This is a genomic window from Clostridium sp. BJN0013, from assembly GCF_040939125.1.
In the GTDB taxonomy this organism is placed as follows: domain Bacteria; phylum Bacillota; class Clostridia; order Clostridiales; family Clostridiaceae; genus Clostridium_B.
In genome coordinates, this window is record NZ_CP162495.1 from 1,111,600 (window position 1) to 1,124,109 (window position 12,510).

The window sequence follows — 12,510 nt, forward strand, 5'->3', positions numbered from 1 at the left end:
ATTCCCGGAGGATGACGTAAATAAATATTTAAGTGTAAAGTGTATGTGGTATACTATGTTTAAAAAGTATTTTAATATATTTGTAGGGGGATATAATTATAAAATTGATATATCAATACTATAAATTCAATGGGAATGAAAGGAAATAAATATGAGTAAAATATTAGTATTGGCCGAAAAACCATCTGTAGGAAGAGATTTGGCAAAAGTACTTCATTGTAACAAAAAAAATGGAGGGTATATAGAAGGCGATAGATATGTTGTAACCTGGGCATTAGGTCACCTGGTAACTTTAGCAGATCCTGAAGTTTATGATAAAAGATATAAGAGCTGGGTATTAGAAGATCTGCCAATGCTTCCTGATAAATTAAAACTTGTAGTTATAAAACAAAGTGGCAAGCAGTTTAATATAGTGAAATCTCAGATGAATAGAAAAGATATAGGAGAGATAATAATTGCTACAGATTCAGGGAGAGAAGGAGAGTTGGTAGCCAGGTGGATAATAGAAAAGGCTAGAGTAAAAAAAACAATTAAAAGATTGTGGATATCTTCTCAAACAGATAAAGCCATAAAAGAGGGATTTGCAAATTTAAAAAATTCTTCAAAATATGATAATCTTTATAAAGCCGCTAGATGTAGAGCAGAAGCGGATTGGGTAGTGGGATTGAATATTACACGTGCCCTAACTTGCAAATATAATGCACAACTTACTGCAGGTAGAGTTCAATCGGCTACTCTAGCTATGATAGTTAATCGTGAAGAAGAAATAAAAAATTTTAGACCTAGAGATTATTTTGTGATCAATGCAAAGACAAAGAAATTTACATTGATGTGGAAGGATAAAAATAATAACAGTAATATTTATGAAGAAGATAAGGTGAATAAAATTTTATTCCTTACTAAAGGAAAATCAGCCAATATAATTGATGTTAGAGAAAGCTATAAAAAACAGTATGCTCCTGCACTTTATGATTTGACAGAATTACAAAGAGATGCCAATAGAATTTTTGGATATTCCGCTAAGCATACACTTTCTATAATGCAGAGATTATATGAAAATTACAAAATTTTAACTTATCCTAGAACAGATTCCAGATATATTTCCACAGATATAGTAGCCACATTACCAGAACGCTTAAAAGCAATTTCTGTGGGCAATTATAAAATGTATGCAAATGAGTTATTAAAAATTAAGATAAATGGACATAAAGGATTTGTAGATAATAGCAAGGTAAGTGATCACCATGCTATAATTCCTACGGAAGAAGTAGTAAAATTGTCACTTTTAAGCAGTGAAGAAAAAAATATTTATGATTTGGTAGTAAAAAGATTTCTGGCTGTTATGTTACCTCCTTTTGAATATGTGCAAACTAGTATAATTGCTGACATTAATGGAGAAAAGTTTATAGCAAGAGGTAAAGTTATAAAGTCAAAGGGCTGGAAAAAAGTATATGATATTGGAAGCCAGGTAATGGAAGATGATGAAAGTGAAAACCAAATGTTACCTGAACTAAAAAAAGGGGATATTATAGACATAATATCAATTGAATCCAGTAAATTAAAAACTAAGCCACCAGCAAGATTTAATGAAGGAACTTTGTTGTCAGCTATGGAAAAACCACAGAAATATATATCTATAGACAAATTACATGCAAAAACTCTTGGTGAAACAGGAGGTATAGGAACGGTAGCTACAAGGGCAGATATTATAGAAAAACTTTTTAATATGTTCTATATAGAGAAAGATGGTAAAGATATAATTCCAACTTCAAAAGGAAAACAACTTATAGAATTAGTACCGAAAGATCTTAAATCTCCTCTTTTAACAGCACAATGGGAAATGGAGCTGGAACTTATTAGCAAAGGTAAAGAAGATCCTGAAGTCTTTATAAAGAAGATGAGGGAATATGCCGGAACATTAGTGGAAGATGTTAAGAAAAGCAGTAATAAATTTAAACATGATAATATTACAGGAAAAAAATGTCCTCTTTGTGGAAAGTATATGCTCGAAGTTAAAAGTAAACAGGGAAGGATGTTAGTATGTCAGGATAGAGAATGTGGGCACAGAGAAAATTTAGCCAGATTAACCAATGTCAGATGTCCTGAGTGTCATAAAAAACTTGAACTTAAAGGAGAGGGAGAAGGACGAATCTATGTATGCTCACACTGCAGCTTTAGAGAAAAATTTTCTTCATTTAACAAAAGATTTAAAGAAAATGAAGGTAAGTTGAATAAAAAAGATGTGTCAAGATATATGAAAAAAATGAAGCAAGAGAACAAAACTAATATAAATTCATCATTAGCTGAAGCACTAGCTGATATAAAATTTAAATCAAATGATTCTTAGGTTCAGGTTAAATTTTTAAAAATTATAAGCAAGAGGTGAGGTGTTAACTATGAAAAATTTTGTTTTTAAAAATGCTACAGAAATTATTTTTGGTAAGAATTCTGAAAGATTTGTAGGCAGTAAGGTTAAAGAATATGCAGATAAAGTATTGTTCTGCTATGGAGGGGGAAGTATAAAGAAATCTGGACTTTATGATAGAGTAGTTAAGTCATTAAAAGAAAATGGAATAGAGTTTATAGAACTTTCAGGCATTAAACCTAATCCCAGGTTACAACCTGTTAGAGAAGGAATAAAATTATGCAGGGAAAATGATATAAAATTTGTGTTATCTGTGGGAGGAGGAAGTACGGCAGATACTGCAAAAGCCATTGCAGTAGGGGTACCTTATGATGGGGATGTATGGGATTTTTATTTAGGAAAAGCAAAGGTTAAAGAAGCTCTGACCATAGGAGTGATAATAACACTTCCTGCTACAGGAACAGAATCCAGTAATAGTTCTGTTATTATGAAGGAAGAAGGATGGTTTAAAAAAGGAATCAATACAGAGTATATTAGACCAACCTTTTCAATTATGAATCCAGAACTTACTTTTACACTACCTGCCTATCAAACTGCTTGTGGTGCTGCTGATATTATGGCACACATAATGGAGAGATATTTTACTAATGTAAAGAATGTAGATCTTACGGATAGACTTTGTGAAGCTGCAATGAAAACTATTATAAACAATATTGAAATAGTGCTTAAAGATCCTGAAAATTATGATGCCAGGGCAGAAATTATGTGGACCGGTACCATAGCCCATAATGATATATTGAGTACTGGAAGAATAGGAGATTGGGCTTCTCACAAAATTGAACATGAATTAAGTGGACAAAATGATATTGCCCATGGAGCAGGGCTTGCCATTGTATTTCCAGCATGGATGGAATATGTGTATAAACATGATATTAACAGATTTATTCAGTTTGCTGTAAGAGTATGGAATGTAGAATTATCTTACACTTCTTGTGAAGATATAGCATTAGAAGGTATAAGGAGGGTAAGGGAATTTTTTAAAAAACTTGGATTGCCTATAACATTAAAAGAAGGAAATATAGACGAGGGTAAAATTGAAGAAATGGCAGATAAATGTACAGATAATGGAAGGCAAACAGTTGGACAGTTCGTAAAATTAAATAAGGAGGATATTATAAATATACTAAATTTAGCCAAATAGTATATAGTAAAAATATAAAAGCACAAAAACTAAATATAAATTTCTTTAGTTTTTGTGCCTCATAGTTAATTATACTTTACTATAACTGCTTACCTTGAATTTATAAGGTGATAAATGTTCATTTTTAAAAAATACTTTACTAAAATAAGCAGCATCTACATAGCCTACTTCTAAAGCTATTTGTGTTATGGATTTATCCGTATTGATTAATAACTTTTTTGCTTTTTCAAGTCTCAATTTTGTAATATACTGGGTAAATGTAATACCCATTTTTTGTTTGAAATATCTACTTAAATATTGTGGGTTCAAATGAACATAATTAGCTACTGAATTAAGATTTATCTTGCGGTTAAAATTACTATCTATATATTTTAAAATAATTTTTATAGTATCTTCATATATATTTTTAGAGTTTATGTCAGTCATTTTTAAGTTATCATGTTTTTCTGTAGTTTCTATAGATTGTATAACCTTGTTTAGAGCAGTTTTTAAATCATTAGTTCTCACAGGTTTTACCATATAGTTAACCACGCCATATTTTATGGCTTCCTGGGCATAATCAAATTTTTCATACGCCGTTAAAATAATGGTTTTTACATTGGGTAAAAATTGTATTATTTCCCTTTGAGCTTCCAGACCATTTTTCTCTGGCATCTTTATATCCATGAGAATTATATCTGGCTTGTAGATTTTTGCATTAAGTACCACCTCATGTCCATTTTTGCAATCTTTCTTTATATCAATATTATAAAAATCTCTTTGTAAGATTATTCTTAAAGCTTTTCTCTCTAAAGGTTCATCATCTGCTATAAGAAGTTTATACATAGTTAATTTTCCTCCTTAACTAGTTAAAGTATGGTACGAATATTTGGAATTTACTATATTCTGCAATTATCTAAGGTGCCATAATTCTAGGAAGACGTATGTCTACTTTTGTACCCGAGTTAGGTTTACTTTTTATTCTTAGACCATAGTTATTTCCAAAGTAATTACACAGTCTATCATTAGTATTTTTTATACCTATTCCAAATTGTTCTGGTATATTATCTGAATTATTAAGTAAATTTAATATGCTCGGATTAATTCCCTTGCCGTTATCAGATACTTCAATTATAATATCTTCTGAAGGGGTTAAACTGCCTTTAATAGAAACTTCTCCCCCCTCTAGTTTCTCTTCTAAACCATGTATTAATGCATTTTCTACTATGGGTTGAATAGTCATAGAGGGAATTCTACACTCAAGAATTTTTTCATCCATTTCAATATGATATTTAATTCTATCGCTGTATCTTAAAGCTTGAATATACAAATATCTTTCTATATATTCCATTTCAGTTTTTAGTTTAGGAAATTCTTCAGAATTTCGCAGACTATATCTTAAAAGATCGGAAAGAGTATATATCAGATCTTCTGTTTTAGGAGCATTTTCTATTAATGCTATTCTAGCTATTGTATTTAAAGTGTTAAATAAAAAGTGAGGATTAGTTTGGGCTTGTATAGTTTTTAGTTTCATTTTTTTAGCTTGTTGTTCCAGCTTTATTTTTTCTTCACTTTCTTTTAATAGTTTCTTCTGAGTTATTTTATGCATTCCAATTTCGGCTATATAGCTTGCCAGAAAATTATAAAACTCCACGCAGTTATGAAGGTAATCGCTTTCAACTAGTTGAATGGAATCAGTTGCTTCTTCTAATTTTTTTATAGGTATTTTATAATCCTCAGATAATTTTTTTAAATTTATGGAATCCTTTGTCTGTTGATCCTTTATTAACACTTGTCCACCTAAAACTGCACCTAAATAATAGTCATCTACAATAATAGGGGTTGCCGAATCCATAAGACCAGTATGGCATGTATATACTTTAGGATTTTTATCTTTCATAGCTAAGAACCCAGCTTGAGAATGACATAATTTACAATTTTTATTCCCTTCTGGAAAAGAACCCATAAGAGAACAAAAAGGAGTAAAATTGGTTTCTTTACAGACAGGAATACCATTAGTATCTACTATAATTGTAGGAAATTTGACTAACTTTGTCAATTTATTCTGTATTTCCTGTATATTTTCTACATCAATAATATCTTTTAAATCAATGCTTTGTAATGAACTCATCTTATGCTTTTTCCCTCCTACATTTTTAGTGTTGTATATATTCCAAAATTTTAGTATAATTAATTTGTCATAAATTAATAATTTGGTTTGATATTTACTTTTTTATATCAAAAAAATACAATAATTATATATATATATAATACAAAAGTCAGTCGAATTTGTCAAAAATTTTTTATGGATTTAGTAATAAAATTTAGACAAAATAAAAAATAAAACTAATAAAAAAATAAAAATTATGGAGGTACTATTTTATGGGACAGGAAGCATTAGGAATGATCGAAACAAAAGGACTAGTGGGAGCTATTGAAGCTGCTGACTCAATGGTAAAGGCAGCAAATGTTGCACTTATCGGATATGAGAAGATAGGTTCAGGACTTGTAACCGTTATGGTAAGAGGAGACGTAGGAGCAGTAAAGGCTGCAACAGATGCAGGAGCTGCTTCAGCTAAAAGAGTAGGAGAAGTTATATCAGTACATGTTATTCCAAGACCTCATACAGATGTAGAAAAAATATTGCCTAACATTGGCTAATTAAAGCTTTAATGAGGGGAGTTATTTATGGATAATGAGTTAATAGAAAAGGTTTTAGGTGAAGTTAGAAAAAGTTTAGATTTGAAAAATCTTGACCAGGAAAAGTTAAATAAGGTCGTAGAATCAAGTGCTGAAAAGTTGGCAGATTCAAAAAAAGAAGAAGTTAAAAAAGAAGCTGAACCAGATGTAAAAGTACCAGAAGGAAGTAAACAAACAGCAGTAGAACAAAAGGCGGAGAATGTAAAAAAAGTTCCGTCGATGACAGAGTTTGTAGGAACAGCTTCAGGGGATACAGTAGGTCTGGTTATAGCTAATGTAGACAGCCTGTTGCATAAGCATCTAGGCTTAGATAATACATGCCGTTCAATAGGCATAATAAGTGCCAGAGTAGGGGCACCTGCCCAAATGATGGCTGCAGATGACGCAGTTAAAGGTACAAATACAGAAGTGGCAACTATTGAACTGCCAAGAGATACAAAAGGCGGAGCAGGACATGGTGTATTTATTGTTTTGAAAGCGGTAGATGTATCTGATGCTAGAAGGGCAGTGGAAATTGCACTTAAACAAACAGATAAATATTTGGGCAATGTTTATCTTTGCGATGCCGGTCATCTGGAAGTTCAATATACTGCAAGGGCAAGTTTAATATTTGAAAAGGCTTTTGGAGCTCCATCAGGGCAGGCCTTTGGTATCATGCATGCAGCTCCTGCAGGGGTTGGAATGGTAATAGCAGATACGGCTTTAAAAACAGCAGATGTAGAACTAATTACTTATGGCAGTCCTACTAATGGCGTACTGTCATATACAAATGAAATTCTTATCACTATAAGTGGAGATTCAGGTGCTGTCTTGCAATCTTTAACTGCTGCTAGAAAAGCTGGATTATCCATTTTAAGATCAATGGGACAAGATCCTGTTTCTATGTCTAAACCTACTTTTTAAAAATGACATGAAATTATAGATGAAATATCTTTAGCATAGTGAATTACCAGTGCATGTAAAAGATGTTTTGTGTATTCTTTTTGAAGAGGGTTTATTTTAAAGGCACTTGGGATTATTAGTTATTTCAAGACCACTTACAGACATGGAATCAACAATTGGCCCTGGGAAAGTTGCAAATAAAGAGATATAAAACAGGAGAAGACAGTAGATAAGGTAAAAGTAACTATAGCTGAAGAAATAGATGATTCTGAAGGAATTGAAGTTAACGACCTAGAAAAAATATTTTGTTAATTTGAAAAACTCCCCAGATTTTCTAAAATAGTAATTTGAATAAAATTATTAAAACAAAACAGAAAAATACAGTTGCAACTTGAACACAATTGATTTAATATTAATTATGTTGTATTTAATAGTGAAGTCCATATAAAGGATTACACCAGAATATTTTTAATCCGAACTAAATTTAAAATAGGTATTTGGAAAGGGAGAATGAAATATGGAGATAATGGATAAGGACTTACAGTCAATACAGGAAGTAAGAACTCTTATAGCAAAAGCAAAGAAAGCTCAGGCAGAATTCAAGAATTTTTCTCAGGAAGCTATAGACAAAGTAATAACAAATATAGCTAAAGCTACAGAAGCACAGGCTGTAAAACTTGCAAAAATGGCATATGAAGATACAGGATATGGAAAATGGGAAGATAAAGTAATAAAGAATAAGTTTTCAAGTATAGTAGTTTATAATTATATTAAAGACATGAAAACGGTTGGAATTTTAAAAGAAGATAAAGAAAAGAAATTAATAGATATAGCAGTTCCACTTGGAGTTATAGCAGGACTTATACCTTCAACTAACCCAACTTCAACAGCTATATTTAAGTCATTAATAGCATTAAAGGCAGGAAATGCAATAGTATTCTCACCACATCCAACAGCAGTAAGAAGTATCAGTGAAACTATAAAGATAATGCAGAAAGCAGCAGTAGAAGCAGGAGCACCAGATGGATTAATAGGATGTATGTCAATATTAACAGTAGAAGGTACTGCTGAATTAATGAAGAATAAGGATACTGCACTTATCCTTGCAACAGGTGGAGAAGGAATGGTAAGAGCAGCTTACAGTTCAGGAACACCAGCAATAGGAGTTGGACCAGGAAACGGACCATGCTTTATTGAAAGATCAGCAGATATCCCAACAGCAGTAAAGAAAGTAATAGGCAGTGATACATTTGACAATGGAGTAATATGTGCTTCAGAACAGTCAATAATAGTAGAGACAGTAAGCAAGGCACAGGTAATTGAAGAATTCAAGAAACAAAAGGGATATTTCTTAAATGCAGAAGAATCAGAAAAGATAGGCAAGATCTTATTAAGAGCTAATGGAACACCAAACCCAGCAATAGTAGGAAAAGATGTTCAAGCTTTAGCAAAATTAGCAGGAATAAGCATACCAAGTGATGCAGTAATATTACTTTCAGAGCAGACAGATGTAAGTCCAAAGAACCCTTATGCAAAAGAAAAGTTGGCTCCAGTACTTGCATTCTATACAGTAGAAGACTGGCATGAAGCATGTGAAAAATCCTTAGCACTTCTTCATAACCAGGGAAGTGGACATACATTATTAATTCACTCAACTAATGAAGAAATCATAAGAGAATTTGCATTGAAGAAACCAGTATCAAGAATACTTGTAAATGCACCGGGATCACTTGGAGGAATAGGTGGAGCTACAAATCTAGTACCATCACTTACATTAGGCTGTGGAGCAGTAGGTGGAAGTGCAACTTCAGACAACGTAGGACCAGAAAACTTATTCAATATAAGAAGAGTAGCTTATGGAACTACAACAGTAGAGGAAATAAGGGCAACATTTGGAGTATCAGCAGCAGCTTCATCAAGTGCACCAGCAGAACCAGAGGACAACGAAGATGTACAGGCTATAGTAAAAGCTATAATGGCTAAATTAAATCTTTAATATATAAGAATATATTAATATGTTATAGATAAAAAAGTACTCGCATTGCACGGCTGAATAGAAAAAGTAAATAAAAATATAACTGAATAATTAGGAAAGAAGGGTTTTTATGAGTACATTTAGCATTAAACCTACTGTATGCTTTGATGAAGGTTCAGTAGAATACCTTAATAATATGAAGGAACAAAACGAGGGGCTTATCATATGTTGTGATTCAGGTTCCATAGATTACCTTAATAATTTAGCTGGAAAAAAAGCTCTTATAGTAACAGATCCTTTTATGGTTAAATCAGGAGCTGTAAATAAGATAACAGACATATTCAAGAGAATAAATGTAGACTATGAAATATTTGCAGAAATAGTGCCAGATCCACCAGTTGACATAGTTGCAGATGGAGTAGGCCGTATGATGGCTTTGAGACCAGATGCATTAATTGCACTAGGCGGAGGTTCTTCAATTGATGCAACAAAGAGTATAATGGCATTTTGTTTGAAGATATTAAAGAACAAAGGAGATGCCTCAGGATATAAGAAACCATTGTTCATAGCAGTACCAACTACAAGTGGTACAGGATCAGAAGTTACATCTTTCTCAATAATCACAACAGGAAAGAAAAAAGTAGCTTTAATTGACCAGGCCTTAATACCGGATGTAGCAATATTGGATGCAGATTTTGTTAAGACAGTACCTAGCAGGATAACAGCAGATACTGCAATAGATGTTATAACTCATGGAGTAGAAGCATATGTTTCAAATAATGCTTCAGATTTTAGTGATGCGCTTGCAGAAAAAGCTATAAAAATGGTATTCCAGTATTTATTAAAGGCATATGCAAATGGCGGAGACATGGAAGCAAGAGAAAAATTACACAATGCATCCTGTATGGCAGGTATGGCATTTACAAATGCAGGACTTGGAATCAACCACAGTATGGCCCATATATTAGGGGCAACTTTCCACATACCACATGGTAGAGCAAATGCAATAGTTATGCCTTATGTTATAAAATATAATGCAAACTTGGAAAGCGGAGTAGATACAAAAGCAGCTTTAAGATATAGAGAAGTAGCTGAATTCTTAGGATTACCTGCTTCTACAGCAAAAGAAGGAGTAACAAGTCTTATATGTGCAATAAATGTGCTTAAGAAAGAAACTAATACTCCTATGAATATAAGTGAAACTGGGGTAAGCAAGGAAGATTTCTTGGCTAAGATAGATTTTATGGGAGAAACTGCATTGGCAGACAGATGTACACCTACAAATCCAAGAGTTCCAACTAAAGAAGATTTAATTGCAGTATTTAAAGAAGCTTATGGACTATAGAATGTAATTTTTAATAATGAATGGGTATAAGGAGCATAGAACAGGAGAGGCTTGTATGGCTATATAGAGCGGAGAAATTTAAAAGGCATAAAAATTATAAGTTTTGAATATTTGAATATGAGTTATTAATTATTTGACTGCATGTTTAAACAGTCTTTGATAAAAGAGTAAAAAGAGCAATATGAATACACTTAAAAATATAAAAGTTTTAAATTAGAGTTATTGAAAATAATTATGTGGTATATTAGCCATCCTCCTGTTTTTATTACTAAACCTTATGTTTATTATACATACATTATGGGATAGTTATTGTATAATGAAACATCCTTTTATAGATAACTATGGTTATCAGATCTTTAAAAGGATGTTTTATGTAGGTGAGGTTTAGTATGTAATTTTATATAAATGACACAGTTAAAAGATGGCTAAAATTTAAATTGTTATTTTACACTAAATATTATTCGAAAGGGAGAATGAAAATGGAGATAATGGATAAGGACTTACAATCAATACAGGAAGTAAGAACTCTTATAGCAAAAGCAAAGAAAGCTCAGGCAGAATTCAAGAATTTTTCTCAGGAAGCTATAGACAAAGTAATAACAAATATAGCTAAAGCTACAGAAGCACAGGCTGTAAAACTTGCAAAAATGGCATATGAAGATACAGGATATGGAAAATGGGAAGATAAAGTAATAAAGAATAAGTTTTCAAGTATAGTAGTTTATAATTATATTAAAGACATGAAAACGGTTGGAATTTTAAAAGAAGATAAAGAAAAGAAATTAATAGATATAGCAGTTCCACTTGGAGTTATAGCAGGACTTATACCTTCAACTAACCCAACTTCAACAGCTATATTTAAGTCATTAATAGCATTAAAGGCAGGAAATGCAATAGTATTCTCACCACATCCAACAGCAGTAAGAAGTATCAGTGAAACTATAAAGATAATGCAGAAAGCAGCAGTAGAAGCAGGAGCACCAGATGGATTAATAGGATGTATGTCAATATTAACAGTAGAAGGTACTGCTGAATTAATGAAGAATAAGGATACTGCACTTATCCTTGCAACAGGTGGAGAAGGAATGGTAAGAGCAGCTTACAGTTCAGGAACACCAGCAATAGGAGTTGGACCAGGAAACGGACCATGCTTTATTGAAAGATCAGCAGATATCCCAACAGCAGTAAAGAAAGTAATAGGCAGTGATACATTTGACAATGGAGTAATATGTGCTTCAGAACAGTCAATAATAGTAGAGACAGTAAGCAAGGCACAGGTAATTGAAGAATTCAAGAAACAAAAGGGATATTTCTTAAATGCAGAAGAATCAGAAAAGATAGGCAAGATCTTACTAAGAGCTAATGGAACACCAAACCCAGCAATAGTAGGAAAAGATGTTCAAGCTTTAGCAAAATTAGCAGGAATAAGCATACCAAGTGATGCAGTAATATTACTTTCAGAGCAGACAGATGTAAGTCCAAAGAACCCTTATGCAAAAGAAAAGTTGGCTCCAGTACTTGCATTCTATACAGTAGAAGACTGGCATGAAGCATGTGAAAAATCCTTAGCACTTCTTCATAACCAGGGAAGTGGACATACATTATTAATTCACTCAACTAATGAAGAAATCATAAGAGAATTTGCATTGAAGAAACCAGTATCAAGAATACTTGTAAATGCACCGGGATCACTTGGAGGAATAGGTGGAGCTACAAATCTAGTACCATCACTTACATTAGGCTGTGGAGCAGTAGGTGGAAGTGCAACTTCAGACAACGTAGGACCAGAAAACTTATTCAATATAAGAAGAGTAGCTTATGGAACTACAACAGTAGAGGAAATAAGGGCAACATTTGGAGTATCAGCAGCAGCTTCATCAAGTGCACCAGCAGAACCAGAGGACAACGAAGATGTACAGGCTATAGTAAAAGCTATAATGGCTAAATTAAATCTTTAATATATAAGAATATATTAATATGTTATAGATAAAAAAGTACTCGCATTGCACGGCTGAATAGAAAAAGTAAATAAAAATATAACTGAATAATTAGGAAAGAAGGGT

At 32.4% G+C, this 12,510-nt stretch carries 9 protein-coding genes; 7 read left to right on the forward strand and 2 right to left on the reverse strand.

What is annotated here, in order from left to right; all coding sequences use genetic code 11:
• The first annotated feature begins 151 nt into the window (after positions 1 to 151).
• Complete coding sequence (locus AB3K27_RS05880) at positions 152 to 2,347, forward strand: DNA topoisomerase III (protein WP_368490308.1); 2,196 nt, start codon at positions 152 to 154, stop codon at positions 2,345 to 2,347.
• A gap of 49 nt (positions 2,348 to 2,396) precedes the next feature.
• Complete coding sequence (locus tag AB3K27_RS05885) at positions 2,397 to 3,566, forward strand: iron-containing alcohol dehydrogenase (RefSeq protein ID WP_368490309.1); 1,170 nt, start codon at positions 2,397 to 2,399, stop codon at positions 3,564 to 3,566.
• 69 nt (positions 3,567 to 3,635) lie between these two features.
• Here AB3K27_RS05885 and AB3K27_RS05890 read toward each other — a convergent pair whose 3' ends face one another.
• Together AB3K27_RS05890 and AB3K27_RS05895 are read right to left on the reverse strand one after the other, a co-directional pair.
• Positions 3,636 to 4,391 (reverse strand): helix-turn-helix domain-containing protein, encoded by a 756-nt coding sequence (locus AB3K27_RS05890; RefSeq protein WP_368490310.1) that lies wholly within the window; start codon positions 4,389 to 4,391, stop codon positions 3,636 to 3,638.
• A 70-nt stretch (positions 4,392 to 4,461) separates the two neighbouring features.
• Positions 4,462 to 5,676 carry a PocR ligand-binding domain-containing protein gene (locus AB3K27_RS05895; protein WP_368490311.1) on the reverse strand — a complete coding sequence of 405 codons (1,215 nt, stop codon included), beginning with the start codon at positions 5,674 to 5,676 and terminating at the stop codon, positions 4,462 to 4,464.
• A gap of 251 nt (positions 5,677 to 5,927) precedes the next feature.
• Here AB3K27_RS05895 and pduA point away from each other — a divergent pair, with 251 nt between their 5' ends.
• The 5 genes from pduA to AB3K27_RS05920 all read left to right on the forward strand — a co-directional run bounded on the left by pduA (position 5,928) and on the right by AB3K27_RS05920 (position 12,405).
• The gene (pduA, locus tag AB3K27_RS05900; RefSeq protein WP_012101449.1) at positions 5,928 to 6,206 is read left to right on the forward strand and encodes a propanediol utilization microcompartment protein PduA; all 279 of its coding nucleotides are present in this window, start codon (positions 5,928 to 5,930) and stop codon (positions 6,204 to 6,206) included.
• 27 nt (positions 6,207 to 6,233) lie between these two features.
• A complete protein-coding gene (gene pduB, locus AB3K27_RS05905) occupies positions 6,234 to 7,148 on the forward strand; it encodes a propanediol utilization microcompartment protein PduB (protein WP_368490312.1) in 915 nt (304 codons plus the stop codon).
• 496 nt (positions 7,149 to 7,644) lie between these two features.
• Entirely contained in the window at positions 7,645 to 9,123 is a 1,479-nt protein-coding gene (locus AB3K27_RS05910; protein WP_368490314.1) for an acetaldehyde dehydrogenase (acetylating), read from the forward strand.
• A gap of 109 nt (positions 9,124 to 9,232) precedes the next feature.
• Positions 9,233 to 10,447, forward strand: coding sequence for a 1-propanol dehydrogenase PduQ (locus AB3K27_RS05915; RefSeq protein WP_368490315.1), 1,215 nt, complete (start codon positions 9,233 to 9,235; stop codon positions 10,445 to 10,447).
• Between the two features lie 479 nt (positions 10,448 to 10,926).
• Positions 10,927 to 12,405: an acetaldehyde dehydrogenase (acetylating) gene (locus tag AB3K27_RS05920; protein WP_368490314.1), complete on the forward strand. Its 1,479-nt coding sequence runs from the start codon at positions 10,927 to 10,929 to the stop codon at positions 12,403 to 12,405.
• Positions 12,406 to 12,510: the final 105 nt, after the last annotated feature.

Excerpts from the sequence above, each read along its gene's own strand:
- AB3K27_RS05890 (WP_368490310.1), bottom strand. The coding sequence starts at position 4,391 with ATGTATAAACTTCTTATAGCAGATGATGAACCTTTAGAGAGAAAAGCT.
- AB3K27_RS05915 (WP_368490315.1), top strand. The coding sequence starts at position 9,233 with ATGAGTACATTTAGCATTAAACCTACTGTATGCTTTGATGAAGGTTCA.
- AB3K27_RS05885 (WP_368490309.1), top strand. The coding sequence starts at position 2,397 with ATGAAAAATTTTGTTTTTAAAAATGCTACAGAAATTATTTTTGGTAAG.
- AB3K27_RS05895 (WP_368490311.1), bottom strand. The coding sequence starts at position 5,676 with ATGAGTTCATTACAAAGCATTGATTTAAAAGATATTATTGATGTAGAA.
- AB3K27_RS05880 (WP_368490308.1), top strand. The coding sequence starts at position 152 with ATGAGTAAAATATTAGTATTGGCCGAAAAACCATCTGTAGGAAGAGAT.
- AB3K27_RS05910 (WP_368490314.1), top strand. The coding sequence starts at position 7,645 with ATGGAGATAATGGATAAGGACTTACAGTCAATACAGGAAGTAAGAACT.
- pduA (WP_012101449.1), top strand. The coding sequence starts at position 5,928 with ATGGGACAGGAAGCATTAGGAATGATCGAAACAAAAGGACTAGTGGGA.
- pduB (WP_368490312.1), top strand. The coding sequence starts at position 6,234 with ATGGATAATGAGTTAATAGAAAAGGTTTTAGGTGAAGTTAGAAAAAGT.
- AB3K27_RS05920 (WP_368490314.1), top strand. The coding sequence starts at position 10,927 with ATGGAGATAATGGATAAGGACTTACAATCAATACAGGAAGTAAGAACT.